This window comes from Caulobacter sp. Root1472 (assembly GCF_001426985.1).
Classification (GTDB): Bacteria; Pseudomonadota; Alphaproteobacteria; order Caulobacterales; family Caulobacteraceae; genus Caulobacter; species Caulobacter rhizosphaerae.
Window position 1 is genome coordinate 249,195 of the sequence record NZ_LMFX01000012.1, and the last position, 23,420, is coordinate 272,614.

General features: G+C 70.0%; 19 protein-coding genes. 9 read left to right on the plus strand and 10 right to left on the minus strand.

Annotated features, from left to right (window positions below; genetic code table 11):
* Positions 1-163: 163 nt before the first annotated feature.
* Both ASD47_RS10070 and ASD47_RS10075 read right to left on the minus strand, forming a co-directional pair.
* On the minus strand, positions 164-1,438 hold the full coding sequence (locus ASD47_RS10070) for an MFS transporter (RefSeq protein ID WP_056755273.1): 1,275 nt from the start codon (positions 1,436-1,438) through the stop codon (positions 164-166).
* A 66-nt stretch (positions 1,439-1,504) separates the two neighbouring features.
* Positions 1,505-2,320, minus strand: a complete 816-nt coding sequence (locus ASD47_RS10075; RefSeq protein WP_056755275.1) for a 2-keto-4-pentenoate hydratase — start codon at positions 2,318-2,320, stop codon at positions 1,505-1,507.
* A 153-nt stretch (positions 2,321-2,473) separates the two neighbouring features.
* On the opposite strand from ASD47_RS10075, the gene ASD47_RS10080 reads away from it, so the two are divergent.
* Entirely contained in the window at positions 2,474-2,881 is a 408-nt protein-coding gene (locus tag ASD47_RS10080) for an MmcQ/YjbR family DNA-binding protein (protein ID WP_056755278.1), read from the plus strand.
* Between the two features lie 18 nt (positions 2,882-2,899).
* Positions 2,900-5,644, plus strand: coding sequence for a DNA ligase D (ligD, locus tag ASD47_RS10085; RefSeq protein ID WP_056755281.1), 2,745 nt, complete (start codon positions 2,900-2,902; stop codon positions 5,642-5,644).
* Between the two features lie 143 nt (positions 5,645-5,787).
* Here ligD and ASD47_RS28030 read toward each other — a convergent pair whose 3' ends face one another.
* Together ASD47_RS28030 and ASD47_RS10095 are read right to left on the minus strand one after the other, a co-directional pair.
* Positions 5,788-7,491: a M56 family metallopeptidase gene (locus ASD47_RS28030; protein WP_056755283.1), complete on the minus strand. Its 1,704-nt coding sequence runs from the start codon at positions 7,489-7,491 to the stop codon at positions 5,788-5,790.
* Positions 7,488-7,862: a BlaI/MecI/CopY family transcriptional regulator gene (locus ASD47_RS10095; protein WP_056755286.1), complete on the minus strand. Its 375-nt coding sequence runs from the start codon at positions 7,860-7,862 to the stop codon at positions 7,488-7,490. The genes ASD47_RS28030 and ASD47_RS10095 overlap by 4 nt, the downstream gene beginning before the upstream one ends.
* Positions 7,863-8,049: 187 nt before the next feature.
* Here ASD47_RS10095 and ASD47_RS10100 point away from each other — a divergent pair, with 187 nt between their 5' ends.
* The 5 genes from ASD47_RS10100 to ASD47_RS10120 all read left to right on the plus strand — a co-directional run bounded on the left by ASD47_RS10100 (position 8,050) and on the right by ASD47_RS10120 (position 13,006).
* Positions 8,050-8,736 carry an AcvB/VirJ family lysyl-phosphatidylglycerol hydrolase gene (locus ASD47_RS10100; protein WP_056755288.1) on the plus strand — a complete coding sequence of 229 codons (687 nt, stop codon included), beginning with the start codon at positions 8,050-8,052 and terminating at the stop codon, positions 8,734-8,736.
* Positions 8,737-8,871: 135 nt separating this feature from the next.
* On the plus strand, positions 8,872-9,651 hold the full coding sequence (gene otsB / locus ASD47_RS10105) for a trehalose-phosphatase (RefSeq protein WP_056755291.1): 780 nt from the start codon (positions 8,872-8,874) through the stop codon (positions 9,649-9,651).
* Positions 9,648-11,126, plus strand: coding sequence for a trehalose-6-phosphate synthase (locus ASD47_RS10110; protein ID WP_056755294.1), 1,479 nt, complete (start codon positions 9,648-9,650; stop codon positions 11,124-11,126). The genes otsB and ASD47_RS10110 overlap by 4 nt, the downstream gene beginning before the upstream one ends.
* A gap of 3 nt (positions 11,127-11,129) precedes the next feature.
* Positions 11,130-12,005, plus strand: a complete 876-nt coding sequence (locus tag ASD47_RS10115; protein ID WP_056755297.1) for a Ku protein — start codon at positions 11,130-11,132, stop codon at positions 12,003-12,005.
* Between the two features lie 59 nt (positions 12,006-12,064).
* Complete coding sequence (locus tag ASD47_RS10120; protein ID WP_056755300.1) at positions 12,065-13,006, plus strand: alpha/beta fold hydrolase; 942 nt, start codon at positions 12,065-12,067, stop codon at positions 13,004-13,006.
* Here ASD47_RS10120 and ASD47_RS10125 read toward each other — a convergent pair.
* The 6 genes from ASD47_RS10125 to ASD47_RS10150 form a co-directional block, all read right to left on the minus strand.
* Entirely contained in the window at positions 12,993-14,030 is a 1,038-nt protein-coding gene (locus ASD47_RS10125) for an acyltransferase (RefSeq protein WP_056755304.1), read from the minus strand. The two genes, ASD47_RS10120 and ASD47_RS10125, sit on opposite strands and share 14 nt — an antisense overlap.
* A 47-nt stretch (positions 14,031-14,077) precedes the next feature.
* Positions 14,078-14,872 carry a CPBP family intramembrane glutamic endopeptidase gene (locus ASD47_RS10130; RefSeq protein ID WP_056755307.1) on the minus strand — a complete coding sequence of 265 codons (795 nt, stop codon included), beginning with the start codon at positions 14,870-14,872 and terminating at the stop codon, positions 14,078-14,080.
* A gap of 18 nt (positions 14,873-14,890) precedes the next feature.
* Positions 14,891-15,577 carry an AraC family transcriptional regulator gene (locus ASD47_RS10135; RefSeq protein WP_056755309.1) on the minus strand — a complete coding sequence of 229 codons (687 nt, stop codon included), beginning with the start codon at positions 15,575-15,577 and terminating at the stop codon, positions 14,891-14,893.
* A gap of 57 nt (positions 15,578-15,634) precedes the next feature.
* Positions 15,635-17,431: a glycoside hydrolase family 15 protein gene (locus ASD47_RS10140; RefSeq protein ID WP_056755312.1), complete on the minus strand. Its 1,797-nt coding sequence runs from the start codon at positions 17,429-17,431 to the stop codon at positions 15,635-15,637.
* Positions 17,432-17,481: 50 nt separating this feature from the next.
* Entirely contained in the window at positions 17,482-19,641 is a 2,160-nt protein-coding gene (locus ASD47_RS10145; protein ID WP_056755314.1) for an amylo-alpha-1,6-glucosidase, read from the minus strand.
* 123 nt (positions 19,642-19,764) lie between these two features.
* Complete coding sequence (locus ASD47_RS10150) at positions 19,765-20,829, minus strand: glycosyltransferase family 4 protein (protein WP_056755316.1); 1,065 nt, start codon at positions 20,827-20,829, stop codon at positions 19,765-19,767.
* Positions 20,830-21,049: 220 nt separating this feature from the next.
* On the opposite strand from ASD47_RS10150, the gene ASD47_RS10155 reads away from it, so the two are divergent.
* Complete coding sequence (locus ASD47_RS10155) at positions 21,050-22,543, plus strand: murein L,D-transpeptidase (RefSeq protein WP_056755691.1); 1,494 nt, start codon at positions 21,050-21,052, stop codon at positions 22,541-22,543.
* A 179-nt stretch (positions 22,544-22,722) separates the two neighbouring features.
* Complete coding sequence (locus tag ASD47_RS10160; RefSeq protein ID WP_056755319.1) at positions 22,723-23,403, plus strand: DUF882 domain-containing protein; 681 nt, start codon at positions 22,723-22,725, stop codon at positions 23,401-23,403.
* Positions 23,404-23,420 lie beyond the last annotated feature (17 nt).

A 23,420-nucleotide genomic window follows, 5' to 3' on the forward strand; every position in this document is an offset into this window, starting at 1 on the left:
GGCGTGCCGGCAGGGCGTCGTGTGAAACCGGTGAGGGCGTCACCCCTCACCCTCCCACGCTCTTCGAGCGCGGGCCCCTCCCTCTCCCCTCCGGGAGAGGGCGCATAGAAAAGCCCCCGATCTCGCGACCGGGGGCTGGTTTTCCAGGCGCGCCTGACGGCCGCTAGACCTTCACGGGCTCCATCTTGGGGGTCAGCAGGTGGACCACCAGCAGGGCCACCAGATAGGCGCTGCCGGCGACGATGAAGATCGGGGTGTAGGTGCCGATCTTGTCCAGCACCTGGCCGATGTACTTGGAGAACACCATGCCGCCGAAGGCGCCCAGCATGCCGCCGATGCCGACGACCGAGCCCACCGCGCCGCGCGGGAACACGTCCGACGGCAGGGTGTAGAGGTTGGCGGAGAAGCCCTGGTGGGCCGCGGTGGCGACGCCGATGATCAGGACGGCGACCCACAGGTTATCGACATTGGCCGCGAAGACCACCGGCATGGCCAGCAGGGCGCAGATCAGCATGGTGGTCTTGCGGGCCTTGTTGATGCTCCAGCCCATCTTCATGAAGTTGGACGACAGCCAGCCGCCGCCCACGCTGCCGACGTCCGACAGCAGGTAGATGGCGATCAGCGGCGGGCCGAACGACTTCAGGTCCAGGCCGTAGCGCTTGCCCAAGAAGTCAGGCAGCCAGAACAGGAACATCCACCAGATCGGGTCGATCAGGAACTTGCCCAGGGCGAAGGCCCAGGTTTCCTTCTTGCCCAGCAGCTTGACCCAGCCGATCTTTTCGACCGGGTCGGCCGGGTCCTGCTCGATATGGGCCAGTTCGGCGGCCGACAGGCGCTTCTGCTCGCGCGGGCGGCGATAGACGATCAGCCACAGCGGCAGCCACAGCAGGCCGATGACGCCGGTGACGATGAAGGCCATCTGCCAGCCGAAGGCCAAGACGATCCCCGGCACGACGAGCGGGGTGACGATGGCGCCGATGTTGGTGCCGGCGTTGAAGATGCCGGTGGCCAGCGCGCGCTCGTTCTTGGGGAACCACTCGGCCACGGCCTTGATGCCGCCCGGGAAGCCGCCGGCCTCACCAACGCCCAGGCCCATGCGGGCGATGGCGAAGCCGCCGAAGCCGCGCGCCAGGGCGTGGCCGATATGGGCGATCTGCCAGATCAGGAACGCGATGCCGAAGCCCCAGCGGGCCCCGATCTTGTCCATGATCTTGCCCCAGGCCAGGTAGGCGACGGCGTAGGCCAGCTGGAAATAGAACACCAGGTCGGCGTAGTGGACCTCGTCCCAGCCGAATTCCTTCGACAATTGAGGCTTCAGCAGGCCGATGGTCTGGCGATCGACATAGTTGATCACCATCGCCAGGAACAGCAGGCCGACAATCACCCACCTGTACCGCCCGATCTTCGCAGACGGAGCCGGCATCGTTGGAGCGTCCATGGACGTCACATCCTCACCCTTAGGCTTGTAGTTATTCCGACGCCCCCGCCGGTTCGCGAATCTCTTCTAGGCCGGAACGGCGACGCAGGCGACGCTTCCGAACGGGCCGAAGTCTACGCGGGAGGTATCGCCGGCGGCAATGTCGTGAATCCCGGTGCTGGCGCCGGTGGTCACTAGCATGCCCTTCTTCAGCGGACGGCCGCGCGAGGCGACATGGCCCAGCAGGAACGCCAGGGCCGCCAGGGGCGAGCCCGGGATCGAGGCCGCGCCGCCCTTGCCGACGGACACGCCGTTGATGAAGGTCTCGGCGGGCATGTCTTCCCAGGCGATGTCGCGCCAGTTCCCGATCACCGGGCCCAGGATCTGGCCGTCGTTGTTGCCGAAGTCGGAGGCGACGATCGGCGGGCCCAGCTGGTTGATGGTGGCCAGCGGGCTGCCGGCGATCTCGATGCCCAGGATCAGCTCGCCCACATAGTCGGCGGCTTCCTGCGCGGTCCATTCGGTCTTGTCGGCCGGGGCGTCCTTGCCCAGGCGGATGATAAACTCGGCCTCGACGGCGGTGAAGCCGCCGGCGATCGACCGGAAGGGCGTGGGCTGCTCGCCCGCGTCCCAGACCTTGGTCTTGAAGATGCAGCCGGCCAGGCGCTCGGCGCCCAGGCGTTCGCGGTGCTGCGGCGGCACCAGGCCGACCTTCCAGCCCACCAGCTCGTCCGGCCAGAGATCGATGGCGATGTCCTGCACCGCGTAGCCTTCGGCCATGGACTGGGGCAGGACGCCGCCCGGATAGCCGGGAACCGCGACGCCCTTCAGGCGTGCTTCGACGAACTGGGGTGCGATGGACGCCGGTGCGAACACCTCGCTCTCGGCCTCGGAAACGGTCACGCCGCGAATCCTCCCTCGCGCTAACACACTACAGTCCCGTTCGACGGGCTTTGGTCGTGCATAATGGAAACCGGTGTCATTGACAATCGGCCACGCGACACCGGTGGCAAGGGGATTGCCGCGCCCGCGCCATGGGCGCTTTCATGGGCGATCATGGTCGATCTCGCCGCTCTTCACCGTCTGGCCCTCGCCCTGCCCGAGGTCGAAGCCAGCCCCGATGGGGCGCGGCTGGCGTTCGATGTGCACGGCAAGGGAATCGCCTGGTCCTATTTCGCCCGCGCCCATCCCAAGGCTCGCCGCGAACTGGTGGAGGGCGTGATCGCCGTGCGCTGCCGGCGCGAGACCAAGGAGATGCTGCTGGAGACCGCGCCCGAGCGCTTCTTCGACGACGACCACTATCGCGGCTTTCCCGCCGTTCTGGTGCGGCTGGACGGGATCGACGAGGCCGAACTGGCGGGGTTGCTGGTCCAGGCCTGGCGAATCCTGGCGCCCAAGGCCCTGGTCAAGCGGATCGACGCCGAGCGATCCGGAACCACGAACCCCGGCGGCGATTTCCCCTAGCAGACAGGGAACCTCGCCATGGCCCAGGGACAACTCGCCGAATACCGCCGCAAGCGCGATTTCCACAAGACCGCCGAGCCCAGCGGCGACACGGCCGTCGCGCCGGCGCCGCAGGCCCGGTTCGTCATCCAGAAGCATGACGCCACGCGCCTGCATTACGACTTCCGGCTGGAGGTCGACGGGGTGCTGAAGTCGTGGGCGGTGACCAAGGGCCCGTCGTTGGATCCGGCCGACAAGCGGCTGTCGGTCGAGGTCGAGGACCATCCGCTGGACTATGGCGACTTCGAGGGCACGATTCCCAAGGGCCAGTACGGCGGCGGCACGGTGCAGCTGTGGGACCGCGGCTACTGGTCGCCCGAGCCGGGCTTCGAGGACGTGGCCAAGGCCCTGAAGAAGGGCGAGCTGAAGTTCGTGCTGGAGGGCGAGCGGCTGCACGGCTCGTGGGTGCTGGTGCGGATGAACTGGGACCGCAGCGCCAAGGATGGAAAGGGCAAACGCTCCAACTGGCTGCTGATCAAGCACAAGGACGAGGCCGCGCGACCGGGCGAGGGGACGGCGATCCTGGAGGAGGACGCCTCGATCGCTTCGGGCCGGACCATGGCCGACATCGCCGCCGGCAGGGGCCGGGGGCCGTCGCCGTTCATCCTGAAGACCAAGGGCAAGGGCGATGCGGTCTGGACCTCGCGCACCCAGGCCGAGCGGGAGGCGGCGCAGAAGGAAGCGCTGGAGACGCGCTCTTTCAAATCCACTCATCCCGACGAAAGTCGGGACCCAAGCGGCGGTGGCGGTTCCGGCGCTGCGCGAAGCAACAAGCTCAGCTTGGGTCCCGGCGTTCGCCGGGATGAGCGGAGTAAAAAAGGAAAGCCCGCCGTCCTGCCCGACTTCATCGAGCCCCAGCTGTGCAAGTCCCTGGACCGACCGCCCACCGGCCCCGGCTGGGCGCACGAGATCAAGTTCGACGGCTACCGCGTGCAACTGCGCGTCGAGGACGGCCGGGCGACCCTGCGCACCCGCAAGGGCCTGGACTGGACCGAGAAGTTCGCGGCGATCGCCGAGGCGGCCGCCGACCTGCCCGACAGCATCCTGGATGGCGAGGTGGTGGCCCTGGACGCGGCCGGCCAGCCCGACTTCGCCGGCCTGCAGGCGGCCTTGTCGGACGGCGACAGCAGCGACCTGATCTTCTTCGCCTTCGACCTGCTGGCCGTGGACGGGGAGGACCTGCGCGACCTGCCGCTGCGCGAGCGCAAGGCGCGGCTGAAGGCGGTGATGGGCGAGGACGAGGCGCGGCTGCGCTTCGTCGACCATTTCGAGACGGCGGGCGACGCGGTGCTGCTGTCGGCCTGCAAGCTGGAGCTGGAGGGCATCATCTCCAAGCGGCTGGACGCGCCCTACCGCTCGGGCCGCAGCGAGACCTGGACCAAGGCCAAGTGCCGGGCGGGGCACGACGTGGTGATCGGCGGCTATACGACGACCGGCTCGGCCTTCCGTTCGCTGATCGCCGGGGTGATGCGCGACGGCAAGCTGACGCATGTTGGCCGGATCGGCACCGGCTTTGGCCGCGACAAGGTCGCCAAGCTGTTGCCGCGCCTCAAGGCGCTGGAGACCGACACATCGCCGTTCGAGGGCAAGGGCGCGCCGCGCAAGGCCGCCAACATGCACTGGGTCAAGCCGCAGTTGGTGGCCGAGATCGAATATGCCGGCTTCACCGGCGACGGCTCGATCCGCCAGGCCTCGTTCAAGGGTCTGCGCGAGGACATCCCGGCCACCGAGGTCGAGGCCGAGGTTCCGGCCAAGGCCGAGACGGCCGAGCTGGCGACCCCGACCCCGAAGGCCGCGGCCAAGGCGGACGGCAAGGTGTCAACGGTCTCGACGGCCAAGGCCGACAGCATCGTCCTGGGCGTGACGATCTCCAAGCCCGACAAGCCGCTATGGCCCGATGTCGACGGCGCGCCGGCCCGCAAGATCGACCTGGCCCGCTACATGGCGGCGGTGGGCGAATGGATGCTGCCGCACATCAAGGGCCGGCCGGCTTCGATCATCCGGGTGCCGGACGGGGTCGGCGGCGAGACTTTCTTCCAGCGTCACGCCATGCGCGGGATGTCGTCGCTGATCGAGCAGGTGTCGGTCAGGGGCGACCGCCAGCCCTACATCCAGTTCGACCGGATCGAGGCGCTGATCGCCGCCGCCCAGATCGCCGCCGTCGAGATCCACCCGTGGAACTGCCAGCCGAACAACCCCGAGGTGGCCGGCCGCCTGGTGTTCGACCTGGATCCCGCGCCGGGCGTCACCTTCGAGGACGTGATCGCCGGGGCCCGCGAGATCCGCGACCGGCTGGAGGAGCTGGGCCTGGCCAGCTTCTGCAAGACCACCGGCGGCAAGGGGCTGCACGTGGTTACGCCATTGTCCGATAAGGTTCCGTGGGACGCCGCCAAGGTCTTCGCCCGCGAGGTCTGCGCCCGCATGGCCGCCGACGCCCCCGACCGGTACCTGATCACCATGAGCAAGAAGGCGCGGGAGGGGCGGATCTTCCTGGACTATCTGCGCAACGACCGCACCTCGACCGCCGTCGCGCCTCTATCCGCCCGGGCGAGGCCCGGGGGGACTGTATCGATGCCGCTGAACTGGACCCAGGTGAAGGCGGGGCTGGACCCGACCCGGTACACGATCCGCACCGTCCCGGCCCTGATCGCCAAGAGCACGGCGTGGGAGGACTATTTCGACTCCGCCAAGCCCCTGAAGGCGGCGATCAAGCGGCTGGGGTGAGGGCGTTCCGCTCTCGGCGCCGAAAACCTCGTCCTTCGACAAGCTCAGGATGAGGTTTTCTACGGCTCGGCCCATGCCTTGGTCCTCATCCTGAGCTTGTCGAAGGACGAGGACCACGCACGGTCCTGGATATTGATCGGCCCCTAGCTGGCCGTGCGGGCCTCCTGGGCCAGGTGGTCGGCCTGGCGGTCCAGGTCGTCGGCCTGTTTCGGCAAGCTGTCGATCAGCGCGCGCAGCTCGGCGTCGGTGACGATGTTGCCGCGGGCGCGATTGTCCTGGATCTGCCGGGCGCGGTAGGCGGGGTCGCGCAGGCGGGCGGCTTCGTCGCGCATCTGCTGGGCGCCCTGGCGCATCTGCACGGCGCCCTGGGCCATCTGGGCGCGGGCCCTGACCATCTGGCGCGCGGCCTCCTGGCGGGCCTGCTCGCCGATCCTGCGGGCCTGTTCACCATCGGCCCGGGCTTGATCGGCCTGGAGACGCGCCTGGTCGGCGGCGCGGTGGGCCTGGTCCCGCGCCTCGTGGGCCTGGCGCCGAGCCTCGGCGGCCTGGGCGCGGGCTTCGGCGGCGCGAGCGCGAGCCTCGATCGCGGCCTTGGCCTCCTCGGGCGTCGCGGACCGGTAATAGCTGTAGCCGGGACCCGCCGGAGGCTCGGGCGGAGGCGGGGGAGGCGGTGGCGGCGCTTCGGGCGGCGCAGGCGGAGGAGGGGGCGGAGGAGGCGGCGGAGGAGGAGGAGGAGGAGGAGGAGGAGGAGGAGGAGGCGGCGGGACCAGGGCGGCCATGGCGATCGCTTCGACCGGCGGAGGCGGCGGCGCGGGCGGCGCGGGCGGGACGGCGAGCGCCGGAATCGGCGGCGGCGGGGGCGGGAGCGGCGGCGCGACCCAGTCCTGGCGGGTGACGGCCAGGGCGGCCAGCGGAGTGGCCACGACAGCCAGGGCGGTGATGGCCAGGACCACCGTCAGGGGCCGGCGGCGAGCGGAGGTGTCGGTCATGAGGCAGGCGATCCTTGTCTTCAGCGTCCGGGCGTCGGCGGCCATGGCGGTCGCGGCGCCCAGGACGGGGCGGGCGGAGGGGCGGGGATGCGCGGCCAGGCCGATCAGGGCCTTGGCGTAGGCGGTGCGGTCGACGGTCTGGACAGCGGTGGCGTCGGCGGCCTCCTCCGAACGTTCGGCGAGGACGGCGTGCAGCCGCCAGACCAGCGGGTTGAACCAGAAGATCGCCAGGGCCAGCCGCGACAGGACCAGGAAGATCCAGTCGTGTCGCCGCAGGTGGGCCATCTCGTGCGCCAGGATGGCCGAAGCGGCGCCGCACCGGGCCAGGCTGTCGGGGTCGACCAGGATCGACCCCGGCGCGACGCCCCAGCTGAGCGGGCTGGCGATGCGGTCGCTGCAGACCAGGTCGGGGCGGTCCTCGGGGGGCAGGCCTTCAAGCGGAGCCAGCCAGTCGCCGCTGGTCACCGGCTGGCCCTGACGGGTCCAGCGGCTCAGGGTGCGCAGTCCCAGCAGCAGCCGGCCGGCGATGGCGGCGAAACCCAGCAGCCACAGGCCGCCAACCAGGCCGAGCGAGGGCCAGGGCGAGGGGCTCGGCGTCGCCATGTCGGCGGTGGTGTCGGCCGCCAGGACGGTCGGAGCGGCGAGGGGGGCGGGCGGCGGCGAGGCCGGCAGCAGGGCCAGGTCCAGGGCCGGCAGGAGGTTCATGATCACCGGCAGCGCCAGCAGCAGGCAGACCGTGGCGCGCAGGATGTCCACCCGCTCGACCGGCCGCCGGGTCAGGAACCGCGCGCAGGCCAGGCCGGCGCCGGCCACCAGGCTGGACTTGACCAGTAGGGCGACGAGCAGGGTCCAGGTCATGGCTTGCGCTCCACGGCCTGGTCGATCATCCGCTCCAGGGCGGCGGCCTCTTCCGGGGTCAGCCGCTGGCCCAGGCCCAGCAGGGCGGTGGCGGCGCTGGCCGCCGAGCCGGCGAAGAAGGTGTCGATCATCCGCCGCAGGGCCCCGGCGGCGACGGTCTCGGTCCGCTGGACGGGGCTGTAGCGGAAGCCGTCGGGGCCAGGCGCCCGCTCGACCAGGCCCTTGGCTTCCAGCCGCGAGAGCAGGGTGCGGACGGCCGAGTCGCTGAGCGGATCGGACAGGCCCGCGCGGACGCCGGCGGCGGTGCAGGACTCCAGACGGCACAGGGTCTCGAAGACCTCGCGTTCGCGTCGGGGCAGCGATTCGATCACGGCGACCTCCCTGAAAATCGCCGCCGTTCGGCGACGTTACATTTGTAGCGTTACATATGTAGTGAATAACGTCCGCAATGCGGCGGGCGAAATGAATTCGCCGTAACCCGGGCGGTGGACGTCGAAAGCCGCCCGGTCGCCCCACCTTCGCCCCGCCACGGTCAAGATTGAGGAGCATGGGAAGAGCATGAGCCCGCGCGCCCGCCTGCTGACCCTCGCCGCCGTCCTCGGCCTGGCCTTCGCCGGGATCGCCGAGGCCAAGGTCGCGCCGCGCCTGGTCGAGACGCCGGCCACGGCGCCGGGCGACACCCTGGCCGTACTCTATTCGGGCGACGGCGGCTGGGGCCGCCTGGACGAGGGCGTGGCCAAGGTGCTGGCCGCCGACGGGGTGCCGGTGTTGGGCTTCAACTCGCTGCGCTATTTCCTGGGCAGGCGCCCGCCCCAGGCGGTGGCCGACGACCTGGCCGACCAGCTGCGCCGGCACGAGGCGCAATGGGGCCGGCGCAAGATCGTACTGGTGGGCTATTCGTTCGGCGCCGACGCCCTGCCGGCCATCGTGCCGCTGCTGCCGGCCGACCTGCGCGGGCAGATCAAGGGACTGGTGCTGATCGGCGCCGGACCGCACGGCGACCTGACCTTCCACCCCGCCAGCTGGCTGAACCGCGCGACAGCCGACTCCTATCCCGTGGCCCCGGCGGTCGAGGCGCTGAAGGGCCTGCCGATGACCTGCATCTATGGCGACAAGGAGCGGCTGGACATCTGTCCGACCCTGCCGGCCGCCACCATCCGCCAGGTCCGGCTGCACGGCGGCCACCATTTCGACGGCGACTACGCCGGCCTCGGCAAAGCGGTCTTGAACGCCGCCGCCCTCTGAGATTTCGGGCGCAAGCCGACGCCGCGCACATCCGCGTGAGCACATCGTGACCCGGCTCCGGTCGACTTCGGGGGATCGAAACCCCGCCAACGCGCGTTTCAACGGCCTGTAATCATCGGAGAGGGCCTTCTCGCCATGACCGCGTTCGGGTCAGTCGTTCGGCATGCGCCGAGCGATTTGCCGCCACCACCACTCGCCTTGCCGCCTCGCGCGGCTTTGTTTCTCGATCTTGACGGAACCCTGGCCCCCATCATGCCCCGCCCCGAGCAGGTGGGGCCCGACGCTCGGCGCGCCGCGCTGCTCGACGCCCTGTCGCGCGCGCTGGACGGCCGGCTGGCCGTCGTCAGCGGCCGCGCGCTGGAGGACGTCGACCGTATCCTGGAGAATCGGGTGAGGTTCGTCGCCGCGGTCCACGGGCTGGTGCGTCGCGGGGTGAACGGCGTCGACCGCCTGCCGCCGCACCCGGACCTCCACCACGCCCGCGACGTGCTGCGCGATCTGGCGCGCGGGGATCGCGGCCTGCTGTTCGAGGACAAGGACCTCAGCGTCGCCTTGCACTATCGCAACGTGCCCTCGGCCGCCGACGCGGTGATCGAGGCCGCCGAGCGCCTCGCCCAGGGCTCGGAACTGGTGCTCCAGCTGGGCGACATGGTGGCCGAGCTGCGCACGCCCGGCCAGGACAAGGGCAAGGCGGTCACCGCCTTCCTGCGCGAGGCGCCGTTCGACGGCGCGACCCCGGTGTTCGTCGGCGACGACTTGACCGACGAGGACGGCTTCGCCGCCGCCGCCCGACTGGGCGGCTATGGCGTGCTGGTCGGTCCGTCGCATCGCCCCACCCAGGCGACCTATCGCCTGAACGATTTCAACGCCGTGCTCGACTGGCTGAGCGCTTCAATCGGAAGGGCCGCTGCATGAGCCGTCTGATCGTCGTTTCCAATCGCGTCAATCCGCCCACCGGCAAGGGCGACGAGAGCGTCGGCGGCCTGGCCATGGCCCTGGCCGCGGCCCTGCGGGAATATTCCGGCATCTGGTTCGGATGGAGCGGCAAGACCACCACCGAGTTCACCGGTCAGCTGAACATGCAGAAGGCCGACGGCGTCACCGTGGCCACGGTCGACCTGGAGGAGGGCGACTACCAGGAATACTACAACGGCTACGCCAACAAGACCCTGTGGCCGCTGTTCCACTACCGGGTCGACCTGACCGCCTACGACCGCTCGTTCGGCGAGGGTTATGACCGGGTCAACAGGCGGTTCGCCCAGACCCTGCTGCCGCTGATCGAGCCGGACGACATCATCTGGGTGCACGACTACCACCTGATCCCGATGGCGCGGGAGCTGCGGCGGCTGGGCGTGACCAACCGCATCGGCTTTTTCCTGCACATCCCCTGGCCGGCCCACCAGCTGGTGGTGACTCTGCCGCGCCACCGGCCGCTGGTCGAGGCGCTGTTCCACTATGATCTGGTCGGCTTCCAGACCGAGGAGAGCGTCCAAGCCTTCGAGGGCTATGTGTTCAACGAGGTGGGCGGCGAGCGGACCGAGGACGGGCGGCTGACCGCCTTTGGCCAGATCACCCGGGCCGCGGCGTTCCCGATCGGCATCGACGCCGAGGACTTCGCCCGCATCAAGGAAAGCCCGCGCGCGACCCGCGTCTATGATCGTCTGATGGCCCACAGCGTATTCCGCAAGATGGTCGTGGGCGTCGACCGCCTGGACTATTCCAAGGGGCTGGAGGAGCGGCTGATCGGCTTCGAGCGTTTCCTGCACGACAATCCGCAGGCGCGGCGCGAGGTGATGCTGCTGCAGATCGCCCCGATCTCGCGCGACGAGGTCGAGGCCTACCAGGACCTGCGCGGGCGGCTGGACGGCCTGATCGGCCGGATCAACGGCGCCTATGCCGACATGGACTACAACCCGATCCGCTACCTCAATCGCAGCTACCGCCGCGACGAGCTGGCGGGCGTCTATCGCGCGTCCAAGGCCGCCCTGGTCACCCCGCTGCGGGACGGCATGAACCTGGTGGCCAAGGAGTACGTGGCCTCTCAGACGCCCTATGATCCCGGCGTGCTGATCCTGTCGCGCTTCGCCGGCGCCGCGCGGCAGATGAAGGAGGCGCTGATCATTAATCCCAACAGCCCCGAGGAGATCTCCGACGCCCTGACCCGGGCTCTGAACATGGACATCGACGAGCGCCGGCGGCGTTTCGAGAGCCTGATGGACAACGTCACCCGCCAGGATGTCACGGCCTGGCGCGACGACTTCGTGGCCCAGCTGCGCGAGCCCACCCCGACGCCGGCCCTGACCCGGCAGGACGACGCCAAGGCCGGCGGAGCCAAGCTGGCCCTGACGGCGCCGCCCGCCCTGGCCTTGCGCGCCGGCGGGAGGGCCTGAGTCATGGCCGCCCGCCCCAGCTGGCAAGGTCACCTGCGGCTGTCGCTCGTCACCTGCCCGGTGGCGATGTACACGGCCACCAGTCCCGGCGGCGAGGTGCGGTTCAACCTGCTCCACCCCAAGACCCACAACCGCATCAAGATGATCGCCACTGACCCCGACCTGGGGCCGGTGAACCGCTCGGACCTGGTCAAGGGCTACGAGTACGAGAAGGACCACTATGTGATCCTGACGCCCGAGGAGATCGAAAGCGTGCGGCTGGAAAGCACCCGCACCATCGACATCGAGCGCTTCGTCGACGCCGCCGACATCGACCGGCTCTACTGGGACAATCCCTATTTCCTGGTGCCCGACGGCAAGCTGGCGCTGGACGCCTATACCGTGATCCGGGACGCCATGGCCGGGGCGGGCAAGATCGCCCTGGGCCGGGTGGTGATGCACACCCGTGAACGGCTGCTGGCCATCGAGCCGCGCGATAACGGCCTGATCTGCTACACCCTGCGCAGCCATGACGAGGTGCGCGACTCCGCCGAGCTGTTCGACGACATCCCCGACCGGAAGGCCGACCCGCAGATGGTGGCCATCGCCGAGAAGATCATCGAGCAGCAGGAAGGCCCGTTCGATCCCAGCCAGTTCAAGGACCGCTACGAGGACGCGCTGCGGGCCCTGATCAAGCAGAAGGAAAAGGGCGGCAAGGCCAAGGTGACGGTCGAGGAGCCGGACAACACCAATGTCGTCGACCTGATGGAGGCCTTGCGCAAGAGCCTGGGGCAGAAGCCGGGCGCGGCCCCATCCACGGGCCGCTCCACGGCCAAGCCGAAGAAGGCCGCGGCAAAAGCGCCCACGAAGCGCGCTGCGCCCCGCAAAAAGGCCTCCTAGGCGGATCGGCGACGACTTCGCGCTTGCCATCCCTCGCGATGGGCCGCTCTTGCCGGCCGGTGAGACGACGCGTTCCGAAACTCCGCCCGAACTTCGGCGCCAGGCTGTGCGCCCTGGTCCTGGTCGCCCTGGCGGCCAGCAGTTGCGTCACCGTGGGCCCGCTCCCGACGGCCGGCGGCGGGCTGGAATGCCAGGGCCGCAGGTCCGCCCGTCCCACCGTGATCCTCGAGGCGGGGGCGTTCGGCGGGGCGGCCGACTGGTCGCTGGTGGCGCAGGACCTGGCCGCCGAGGGCAAGGTCTGCGCCTATGACCGCGACGGCATAGGCCTGGCCGCGATGCACGACCTGGACCGCTCTCCCGTCGCCATCGCCCGGCGGCTGGGCGCCCTGGTGGCGGCGGAGGAGGGCGACGCGCCGGTGATCCTGGCCGGCCATTCGAACGGCGGGCTCTATGTCGAGGCCTTCGCCCGTCTGTGGCCCGAGCGGACGGCGGGGCTGGTGCTGGTTGACGCGGTGGGGACCGACGCCAAGGACCAGCCGCTGGCCATGGTCGACCTGCGGCGCGAGGCGCGGCTGGCCGGCTTCACCCCGTTCGCCCGCGCGGTCGGCCTGACCCGGCTGGTCCCGCTGATCGACGACATCTCGCCCGCGGCCGAGGCGGCCGCACGTCGGCGCAGGGCCTGGACGAGACGCAGCAGCATCAAGGCGGCGCTGCAGGAGGAGCGGGCCTTCCTGCCCGGCCTGGCCGCGGTCGATGCCTTGCCGCCGCTGAGTCCGGCCATTCCGGTGGCCGTGGTCGTCGCCAGCCGCAGCCCGGACAAGCCTCTGGACCGCGCCTGGCGCGCCGCCCAGGTCGCCCCGGCCGCGCGCGCTTGCCGCGCGGTGGTGATCGACGTCCAGGCCAGCCATACCGCCATCCTCGACGGCCAGCGGGAGCGTGTGGTCGAGGCGGTCGACTGGATGGATGGGCAAGGGCCGGAAATGGGCGCTAGCCGGTGCTGATCGCCTTGGTCGCGGGGTTCCAGGCGCGCAGCCATCGGCGCACGGGCGCATCGTAGAGCCGGAACGCGACCCACGCCACGATAGGCGCCAGCACCACGGCCAGGGCCGGAAACCACACCGGCAACAGCGGCTTCCAGCCGTCGGGATAGAGCCGCAGCATGACCGCCCAGGTCGCCCAGTGGGTCGCATAGAGCGGGTAGGAAAGGTCGCCCGTCGTCCGGCACAGCGCGCCCGCCGGGCCCTGGGGATTGTTGGCGCCGATCAGCACCAGCAGCGGAAACAGCACGGCCACGCAGGCGAAGTCGTAGAGCCCGTTCCAAGGTCGGCCGGGCGCCAGCGGCATGACCAGCACGGTCAGCAGGACGACGGCCGCCAAGCCCAGCCGTGGACGCGGCGCCAGGGCCCGGTAGCGCCAGCCCAGCCAGCCCAGGCCGAAGCTGAAGGCGGCGCGCACCACGCCCAGCCAGAACGTCGCCTGGTCCCAGCCGGTCTCCACCCCGTTCAGGCCCAGGGCGGCCCAGGCCATCACCACCCCGCAGCAGAAGACGATCGCGGCGACCACCAGGTCGGGCGCGCGCCGCAGCGGGAACCACAGGGCGCTGACGATCACCTCCAGGCACAGCGACCAGGCGGGCGGGTTGAACGGGAACAGGGTGGGGAAGGTCCATTCGGCCGGATGCCCCAGGCGGGGAACCAGCAGCAGGCCGCGGGCCAGGTTGGGCCAGAAGGGCGGGCTATGGCGTGAGGTCAGGACCGCGCCGATCAGGGTCGACAGCACCAGCAGCGGCCAGATCCGCACCACGCGGATCCACAGATAGGTCGGCCAGCCGATCTCGCGCCGCTCGAAGGCGTGGGCCAGGACGAAGCCGCTGAGGCAGAAGAAGAAGTCCACGGCCAGGTAGCCGTGGGCGAAGCGGCCCGGCCGTCCCGACCAGTCGGCCGCGTGGTACAGCAGCACCCCCAGCGCCGCCACCGCTCGCAGGCCGTCCAGGCCGGCGAGGCGTCGTGTCCTGTGTTCCGTCACCCGTCGGTTCTTTCAGGATCGCCTCGGGTTGCGCAAGGGGAGACCGCCTAACCCCAAGCCGCCATCAGCACCATCACCGCGCCGACTTCGACCGCGTCGCTCAGGCCGTGGGCGATCATCGGGGCCAGCAGGCTGCGCGAGCGTTCCATCAGCCAGACATAGGTCAGGCCCCAGGCGAAGGCGTAGACCTGCTGGGCGATGGCCAGGTGCGGCGGGTTGTGCAGGAAGCTGTCATAGTGGGCCAGGCCGAACAGCAGGGCCACGACATAGGCCGCGACCGGCAGGTCCAGCGGTCCGATCCGCAGGCGGCCGGGGACCAGCGTGGCCAGCATTCCGACCAGCAGGCCGCGGAAGATGATTTCCTCGTTGGGGCCCGCGGCCAGCATCACCCCCAGCCAGCCGATCACGGCGCCCGGCGAGCCGATGTCGTAGCCGCCGTCCGGGGCGGCGCCGGCCAGGAGCTGGGGCCAGTAGTCGGCGACCAGCATGACCAGGCCCATGGTCACCCCGATCGCGACCGCGAGGCCCGCGAAGGTCTTGCCCGGCGGCCAGCGCAGGGCGTTATCGGCCTGAGGCAGCACCCGGCGCATCACGGCCAAGGCGAGCAGTCCGGTGAGGATCTGGAACAGAGTCGCCAGGGCCACGAAGACCCAGACCTGGTGCTGGAAAAGCTCGATATTATGCTTGTACAGCCAGCGGCCCGCCTCCCGGCCAGGAACCAGCAGGGTCTGCATCAGCGCGGCGGCCAGAACGATCGGCCACAGGGTCGACCACGGATGGAAGCGGAAACCGGCGACCTGCAGGAAGGGACGGCGCGACGGGGGCAGGGCGAGATCGGTCATGCCGGCCAGATGCCGGCCTCAGGCCGCCCGGGTCTTGAAACTATGTTGCACCGGGACCTGCGCCCGCCACGCGCCGGGCGCGCGGCCGGTCAGGCTCTTCACGTCGCGGCTCATGTGCGCCTGGTCGGCGAAACCGGCCTCGGCGGCGATTTCGGCCAGGGGCGCGGCGCCGTCGACGATCGATCGCCAGGCACGGCGCGCCCGGGCCTCCACGCGGAAGCGGGCGGGACCCACGCCATAGGCGTCACGGAACCAGCGGAAGGCGGTCTCGCGGGTGACGCCCTGCTGGCGGGCCCAGGCCTCGACGGCCGGAGGCGCGTCACCGGACAGGGCCTGGGCCAGCCAGTCGGGCGCGTCGGCAAGGCCCGCTGGGCCTGGCCGCAGGGTTTCCAGCAGTACGGCGGCGGCCTCGAGCGGGTCGCGTTCGGCCAGCCGGGCCAACAGGTCGGGATCGTCCGCGCGCGCCATGGCCGGCAGGGCGGCCGCACCGCCGGCCAGCGGCAGGTTCAGCACCAGGGCCTTGCCGGGTCGGTGGTTCCAGTGGCCTGAAAAGCGGCCATGCAGCAGCACGTCGCCGGCCTGCACCCGCCAGCGTCCGTTCTCGCCGGCCTCCTCGTAGCCGCCGTCCAGCACGACGGCGGCGTAGGCCTCGTCGTGGATGTGGCGCGGAATGGTCTCGCCGGGGGCGAGGGCGGAGCGGAGCATGGCCGGAGTTTAGCCCGGAACCGGCGTCGCGTCAGTTAAGGCCGCGTCATCTGGCCCTCACCGCACCGAGATCCACGGCCGGCTCAGCAGCACCGCGCAGTTGATCAGGCCGACCAGGGAATAGGTCTGGGGATAGTTGCCCCACAGCTCGCCGTCCGCGAAGCCGATGTCCTCCGACAGCAGGCCGGCGGTGGTGCGGCGGGCCAGCATCTCCTCGAACAGTTCGCGCGCCTCGTCGATGCGGCCGGCCAGGTAGAGGGCCTCCACCAGCCAGAAGGTGCAGATGTTGAACGCCGTCTGCGGCGCGCCGAAGTCGTCGGGGATGGCGTAGCGCAGCAGGTAGGAGCCCTTGCGCAGGCCGGCTTCGATGGCCGCCACCGTGGCGACGTTGCGCGGGTCCCTGGCCTCGATGAACCGCAGGTCGACCAGCTGCAGCAGGCTGGCGTCCAGCTCGTCGCCCTCGAAGGTGGCGGCGAAGCGGCCCAGGGTCTCGTTCCAGGCGCGCTTGTCGATGGTCTCGCGCACCTTTGCGGCGCGGGCGTTCCAGAACTCGGCCCGGTCGGCCAGGCCCAGTCGCGCGGCGGCGTTGCCCAGCCGGTCGCACGCCGCCCAGCACATTACCGCCGAATAGGTGTGGACATTGGCCCGGCCGCGGAACTCCCACAGGCTGGCGTCAGGCTGGTCGTGCAGCTGGAAGGCGCGCTCGCCCACCGGCTCCAGGTTCTGGAAGTCCTCGACCGTGCCCGGCCGCAGCAGCCGCTCGTCGAAGAAGGCCTGGACGGTCGACAGGATGATCTGGCCGTAGACGTCGTGCTGCTGGTGCTCGAAGGCCTGATTGCCGATCCGCACCGGCCCCATGCCGCGATAGCCGGGCAGGTCGGGGGCGAAGCGCTCGGTCAGTTGCGGCTCGAACCCCACCCCGAACAGCGGCTGGATATGGCCGCCGGCGGCCCGGTCGACGATGTTGCGCAGGTAGCCCAGATAGTTCTCCAGGATGTCGACCGCGCCCAGGCGGTTCAGCGCCTGGACCACGTAATAGGCGTCGCGCAGCCAGCAGTAGCGATAGTCCCAGTTGCGGCCGCTGTCGGCGTGCTCGGGGATCGAGGTGGTCATGGCCGCCACGATCGCGCCGGTCTCCTCGTGCATGCAGAGCTTCAGGGTGATGGCCGAGCGGATCACCGCGGTCTGGTAGTCCAGCGGCACGGCCAGGCCGCGCACCCAGTCCATCCAGTATTCCTGGGTCTGCTGCAGCATGCGGTTGCAGGTGGCGCCGATGTCGGCGTTGAAGCCCTCGTCGGCCCCCAGGTACATGGCGATCGGCTTCTCCAGCCGGAAGGTGCGCTCCTCCAGCACGTGCGACACCGGCCCGTCGGTGGACAGGCGCAGGGTCATGTCCGAGCACAGGTAGCGGATGTGGTTGGAGCCGTGGGTATGCTCGGCCGCCCGCGCGCCCCAGTCGGCGGTGGGGCGCAGGCGGATGGTGATCCGCGCCACGCTGGTGAGCGGCCGGATCAGGCGGATGAAGGCCGTCGGCCGGAAGCTGCGGCCGAACTGCTGGTAGCGGGGGGCGAAGTCAATGATCTCGATGCTGGCTCCGTCGGCGTCGGTAATCACCGTGCGCAGGATCGGGGTGTTGCGCAGATAGTCCTGCTCCACCGTCGTGGCGCCGTCGACCACGACCTCCCAGACGCCCTTGGCGGCCGGATCGCCGGGCTCCAGCCCGCCCAGCAGCGCGCTGAACACCGGGTCGGAATCGATGCGCGGCGCGCAGGCCCAGACGAAACGGCCGCCGCGGTCGATCAGGGCGCTGACGGCGCAGTTGCCGATCGGGAAGAGGTCGAGGTTCTGCGGCATGGTTTGGTCCAGCTCGTCTTTCAGGTTCGGGTTTTCGCGTGGCGAGGCGGTCAGCGCCGGATCAGGATCGGCACCGGCGACGACTTGCTGGTGTGGGCCGCCACATGGGCGCCGATGTGCTCGAAGGTGATGTCGGCGCACGCCTCGCCGATCCGCAGGCCGTCGACCTGCAGGTGGTCGATGCCGATCGGCAGGCGCGGGTCGGTCAGGTGCACCTCGCCCCGCCAGCCGTCGATGGTGATCCCCAGGCACGCCTGCAGCATCATGAAAGCCGATCCGGCCGCCCAGGCCTGGGGCAGGCAGGCCACCGGATAGGCCACCGGCGGCTCGCCCGGCTGGCGCGGGAAACCGCAGAACAGCTCGGGCAGGCGCATCTCGTAGTGGGCGGCGGTCTCGAACAGGCCTGAGGTCATCTCCACCACCCCGTCGCGATGGCCGTAGCGAGCCAGGCCCATGGCGCAGATCGCCGTGTCGTGCGGCCAGACCGAACCGTTGTGGTAGCTCATCGGGTTGAAGCGGGGCTCGCCCTGAGCCAGGGTCCGCACCCCAAAACCGTTGTGGAACGCCGCCGACAGCAGGGCGTCGGCCACCTTGGCGGCGCGTTCGGGCGAGGGCAGGCCGCAGAACAGCAGGTGGCCGGGATTGGAGCCGCGCACCCGGCAAGGCTTGCCATGGCCGTCGATGGCCATGGCGTAGAAGCCCTTGTCCTCCATCCAGAACTTGGTCTCGACCTCCAGGCGCAGGTGCTCGGCCTTGGCCCGCCAGCGGTCGGCGTTCGCGCGATCGCCGCGCCGCTGGGCCAGGTCCGCCATGCCCCGGAAGGCGGCGAAGGCGTAGCCCTGGACCTCGACGACGGCGATGGGCCCGTCGGGGAACTTGCCGTCCTCGTGGAAGACGCTGTCCTCGCTGTCCTTCCAGTTCTGGTTCGACAGGCCCGAGTCCAGGCCGCGGGCGTAGTCGATCAGGCCGTCGCCGTCGCTGTCGCCGAAGTGCTCGATCCAGGCGATGGCGTTCAGCAGGGGCTCCCACAGGCTGTCGATGAAGGCCAGGTCGCCGGTGCGCTCGGCATAGGCGCAGGCCAGGGCCACGAACAGCGGCGTGGTGTCGACCCCGCCGTAGTAGCGGCCGAACGGCAGCTCGCCCAGGGCGGTCATCTCGCCCTTGCGGGTCTCGTGCATGATCTTGCCGGGCGCGCTGTCGCGGAAGGCGCTGACCTCTTCCGCCTGGTGCTCGGCCAGGTAGCCCAGCACGCCCTTGGCCAAGCCGGGCTCGATCCACAGCACCTGCCAGGCTGTGATGATCGCGTCGCGCCCGAACGGCGTCGAGAACCAGGGGATTCCGGCATAGGGATAGGGGCCGGTGGCGAACTGGGTGGTCAGCAGGGCCAGATCGGCCCGCGACTTCTCCAACCAGTCATTGAACAGCCGGCCCGAGCTGTGCAGCCGCGCCCCGCGCCGCCGGCGATTGCGCATGTCGATCCGGGCCCGCGCCGCCGCCGCCCGCCATCGCTCGCGCGTCGGCGGCTGGGCGGCGTCGACCCCCACCTCGACATAGAGGTCGAAATGGGTCTCGGGCGTCAGCATGAACATGAAGTCGGCGCGCTGCGGACCCAGGCGTCCGGGCGGCTCGGAGAACGAGATGATGCTGGTGCGCCGCACGCCGTCCAGGCCGTCATAGGCGTAGGTCACCGACCGGCCGTTCGTCTGGGCGGGCGCCACCCGGCCACGGGCCGGGCGCCTGGAGCCGCGCACCTCGAACATGTCGTGGAAGTCGGCGTCAAATTCCAGGCTGACCGGCAGGATGACCATGTCGCGGCTGTAGTTGACGAAGCGCAGGCGCTCGTACAGCCGCTGATCCCAGAGGAACCGCTTGCGCTCGACATGGATCGCGCCGTGCGGCGCCGCGGCGCCGCCCAGGGCGGGCAGGGGCTCGTTGGTCGCGTGCGAGGTGAAGAACACGTTGTCCTGCGACACCGCCGCGCTCAGCAGGGCCGGCGAGCGGTTGCCCAGCAGCAGGCGCAGCCGCGACAGCAGGCGGGTGTCGTCATGGAACAGGCCGTCGGCCGCGCCCAGCACGTCGCCGAACGCGTCGGCCACCAGGAAGGTGTCCTTGTCCTTCAGCGCAAACAGCCGGTAGGGGACGCGCGGCTCGCCCGTTTCGCCCTGTTCGACGGCCCCGCTCGGGGTCGGGCCTGGTGTGAGATCGTCCATGTCCTTCGGCCCCTTGCGCTGAGGTCCCTCGAAAACCCGCCGCGCCGCGCGGGCGCGGCGGGCGGGTTCCCGATTCCTAAAACCTGATCGTGTCTCCGACGCGGCGACCGCGCGAAGGCCGGGTCAGGCGCTTTGGGCCAGCGTCAGGCGCGGCGGCGCGGACGCTTCTTCCAGTCGATCATAGAGGTCCAGGTAGCGGCGGGCCATGGCGGTCGCCGAGAACCGAGTCTCGAACCGGCGGCGGATCTTCCGGCGGTCCAGGTCGCCCAGGCGCTGGGCGGCGGCGACCGCTTCGTCTTCGGTCTTGACGATGAAGCCGGTCAGGCCGTCCTCGATCACCTCGGGCACCGAGCCGCAGTCGTAGGCGATCACCGGCGTGCCACAGGCCATGGCCTCGATCATCACCAGGCCGAACGGCTCGGGCCAGGCGATCGGGAACAGCAGGGCGTCGGCGCCGCCCAGGAACGCGGACTTCTCGTGGTCGCCGATCTCGCCGATGAACTCGATCAGCGGGTGGTCCAGCAGGTGCTCGATCTCGTCATGGAAATAGGCGCGATCAGCGGCGTCGATCTTGGCGGCGATCTTGAGTTTCTTGCCCAGGCGCTTGGCGATGGCGATGGCCCGGTCAGGGCCCTTCTCGGGCGAGATGCGGCCGAGGAAGGCCAGGTAACCCTCGGATTTCGGACGAAAATCGTAGATCTCCTCGGCCATGCCGTGCAGCACCGTACCGGCCCAGTTGGCGAAGGGCAGGGGGCGGCGCTGGTCGTCCGAGATCGAGACCAGGGGGAACTGAGGCCAGCGGCGATAGACGCCCGGCAGGTCCTTCAGGTCCAGTCGGCCGTGCAGGGTGGTCAGGGTCCGTTCCGGCATGTCCTCGAACATCGGGAAGTGGATCATGTCGGTATGGAAGTGGATGACGTCGAAGCGGCGGGCCTGGCGGCGGACCTCGGCCAGCATGGCCATGTGGGCCGCCAGGTCTGACTTGAGCAGGGCGGGGTCCAGGCGGATGGCCTGGTCGCGCACGACCACCAGTTCCGCCTTGGTCCGCGCGTCGCCTGAAGCGAAGAGGGTGACCTCATGGCCCAGGTCGACCAGGGCGTCCGTAAGGTGTGCGACGACGCGTTCTGTGCCGCCGTAGAGACGTGGTGGAACGGCTTCGTACAGGGGCGGAACCTGGGCGATCCTCATGGCTGAATTCCTGACGCTGAAAGGGCGCGACCGCACGCCCCGACGTCAAACCAAACCGCCAGTGTGGCTGTAAGGTTCCGCATCGAAAATAAAGAACCATAAGCTGCCTGAACCGTTGGCCTTCGATGGATACGCACGTTGACGAGCCGGGATCGGGGCGGCCATTTGAGGGCGCGCGGAGTGGCCGCGCGCAAGCGTACGGCGAGACCTTTCGACGGTGATCAACTCCTGGACCAAACGTGACGCGCTGCTCGGCGGCGCGGTCTCGCTTTTCTCGCTTTCGTCGGCGGCCGCCCAGCTCCAGAATCCGCCCCTGGTGCGGGCCCCGCAGCAGCTGGCCTCGCCGCCGCCGACCAGCGTGGTGCTGCGCTCCGACCAGATTGAGCTGCTGCTCCGCGTCCTGACCCAGGCCTACACCCACGGCTTCGAGCCGGCCGCCTTCTCGCCCGAGCCCGTGCTGCCCCTGCTGAACGCCCGCGAGGCGGCCGCCCGCCAGGCCGGGCAGGCCCAGCTGATCGGCCTGACCCTGCGCTACGCCAAGGCCGTGCGCACGGGCCGCCTGGCGCCGGACGCCTTCCTCGGCGAGTGGGGCCTGCGCCCCGCGCCCTATGATCCCGGGCCCGACTTCATCCAGGCCGCCGCCCAGGACCGCCTCGGCCCATGGCTGGACAGCCTGCCGCCGCCCTATACCGGCTATCAGACCTTGCGAAAGGGCCTGGCGACCTATCGTGACATCGCCGCGGCCGGCGGCTGGAAGTCCGTGGCGTCGGGCGAGCCGCTGAAGCTGGGCGCCACAGGCGATCCGCGCATCGCCGCCTTGGAAGCCCGGCTGGCGGTCGAGGACACGACCGTGGCGGTCGACCGCGCGCCGGTGTTCGACGCCGCCCTGCAGCAGGCCCTGATGCGGGCCCAGAAGCGTTTCGGCCTCAATCCCGACGGCGGGCTGGGGCCCATGACCCTGGCGGCGCTGAACGTGCCGGTCGAGCGGCGGATAGACCAGATCCTGGCCAATATGGAGCGCTGGCGCTGGCTGCCCCAGCAGCTGCCGGCCGACCGCATCCAGGTCAACATCGCCGCCGCGGTGATGAGCGTCTTCCATGACGACGCCCCGAACCTGACCATGCGGGCGGTGACCGGTCGTCCGGGCGACGAGACGCCGATGCTGCAGTCGACGATCCGCTCCATCGTGCTCAATCCGCCGTGGAACGTGCCCTCGTCGATCGCCGCCAAGGAGCTGTGGCCCAAGGAGCGGGCCAGTCCCGGCTATCTGAAGCGCAACGACTTCGTCATCATCTCGACCGGCGAGGGGACTTCGCGGCTGCAGCAGAAGGCCGGACCGAAGGCCGCCCTGGGCCTGGTCAAGTTCGACTTCGACAATCCGTACGGCGTCTATCTGCACGACACGCCCAGCCGCTCGAAGTTCGCCAGCTTCAGCCGCCTGGCCAGCCACGGCTGCGTGCGCCTGGAAAAGCCGATCCCCCTGGCCAAGCAACTCCTGGCCTCCAGTCCCGACTGGCAGCCGGACGTGGTCGACGCCACCCTGGCCTCGGGCAAGACGGTGCGCGCGCCGCTGGCCCAGCCCATCGCCGTATTTCTGCTCTACTGGACGGCCTATATGACCCCGGACGGGCAGATGAACTTCCGCGACGACCCGTATGGCTGGGATAAGGAGCTGGTGCTGCGTATCGCCGCAGGAGGCCCCGGCCCAGCTTGACCCAGGGCGCCGCGTAAGGCCTCTTCCCGGGCAGCAGCCTTTCGTTTCGGCTGGTCTTCCGTTCGGAAGGCTTTGGCCGTTTCGTAAAGACTCTGGCGTTTTAGTGCTCGCGTGAGGGTCGCCAAGTGGAGCGACCCGGCCTTCCGGCGTCGCGCGGGGTCAGTCCGGGGAAGCGTATCATGATCGAACGACGCAAGCTGTTGGGGCTTGGCCTCGGCGTGCTCGGCGCGAGCGCGGTCGGGCCGATGGCGGCCTTCGCCCAATCGAAGCTGGGAGCGGCCGATCCGATCGGCGACCTGCTCCAGAGCCAGTCGGACCTTGCCGAGGGCCTGCCGGCCGAAGGGCTTCCGGCCGTCGCCGCCCCGCCAGCGGCGTCGCCCGTCGTCCGGGCCTCCACCGCCTCGCACGCCCCGCGCTGGCTGAAGCTGCACAACATCCACACCCAGGAAAAGATCGAGGCGGTCTATTTCGAGAAGGGCGAGTACGTGCCCGACGCCGTCCAGGCCCTGGACAAGGTGCTGCGCGACTATCGCACCGGCGACGTCTATTCGATGCATCCGGAGCTGTTCGACATCCTGGCGGCCCTGGCCCAGAAGACCGAGACCAAGTCGCACTTCCAGGTGATCTCCGGCTACCGCTCGCCCCGCACCAACGCCATGTTGCACGAACGCAGCGGCCAGGTCGCCAAGCGCAGCCTGCACATGGACGGCAAGGCGATGGATGTCTATCTGGAGGACGTCGCTCTGGATCGTGTGCGGGCCGCGGCCCTGGATCTCGGACGCGGCGGTGTGGGTTATTACCCCGTCAGCAATTTCGTCCATGTCGACGTCGGGCCCGTCCGGCGTTGGGTCGGCTCGTAAGGGGGCCGCAGAACCAG

Excerpts from the sequence above, each read along its gene's own strand:
- ASD47_RS28030 (WP_056755283.1), bottom strand. The coding sequence starts at position 7,491 with ATGACCTGGACCCTGCTCGTCGCCCTACTGGTCAAGTCCAGCCTGGTG.
- ASD47_RS10080 (WP_056755278.1), top strand. The coding sequence starts at position 2,474 with ATGGTCGATCTCGCCGCTCTTCACCGTCTGGCCCTCGCCCTGCCCGAG.
- ligD (WP_056755281.1), top strand. The coding sequence starts at position 2,900 with ATGGCCCAGGGACAACTCGCCGAATACCGCCGCAAGCGCGATTTCCAC.
- ASD47_RS10160 (WP_056755319.1), top strand. The coding sequence starts at position 22,723 with ATGATCGAACGACGCAAGCTGTTGGGGCTTGGCCTCGGCGTGCTCGGC.
- ASD47_RS10115 (WP_056755297.1), top strand. The coding sequence starts at position 11,130 with ATGGCCGCCCGCCCCAGCTGGCAAGGTCACCTGCGGCTGTCGCTCGTC.
- ASD47_RS10070 (WP_056755273.1), bottom strand. The coding sequence starts at position 1,438 with ATGGACGCTCCAACGATGCCGGCTCCGTCTGCGAAGATCGGGCGGTAC.
- ASD47_RS10140 (WP_056755312.1), bottom strand. The coding sequence starts at position 17,431 with ATGCCGCAGAACCTCGACCTCTTCCCGATCGGCAACTGCGCCGTCAGC.
- ASD47_RS10150 (WP_056755316.1), bottom strand. The coding sequence starts at position 20,829 with ATGAGGATCGCCCAGGTTCCGCCCCTGTACGAAGCCGTTCCACCACGT.
- otsB (WP_056755291.1), top strand. The coding sequence starts at position 8,872 with ATGACCGCGTTCGGGTCAGTCGTTCGGCATGCGCCGAGCGATTTGCCG.
- ASD47_RS10100 (WP_056755288.1), top strand. The coding sequence starts at position 8,050 with ATGAGCCCGCGCGCCCGCCTGCTGACCCTCGCCGCCGTCCTCGGCCTG.
- ASD47_RS10135 (WP_056755309.1), bottom strand. The coding sequence starts at position 15,577 with ATGCTCCGCTCCGCCCTCGCCCCCGGCGAGACCATTCCGCGCCACATC.
- ASD47_RS10110 (WP_056755294.1), top strand. The coding sequence starts at position 9,648 with ATGAGCCGTCTGATCGTCGTTTCCAATCGCGTCAATCCGCCCACCGGC.
- ASD47_RS10145 (WP_056755314.1), bottom strand. The coding sequence starts at position 19,641 with ATGGACGATCTCACACCAGGCCCGACCCCGAGCGGGGCCGTCGAACAG.
- ASD47_RS10130 (WP_056755307.1), bottom strand. The coding sequence starts at position 14,872 with ATGACCGATCTCGCCCTGCCCCCGTCGCGCCGTCCCTTCCTGCAGGTC.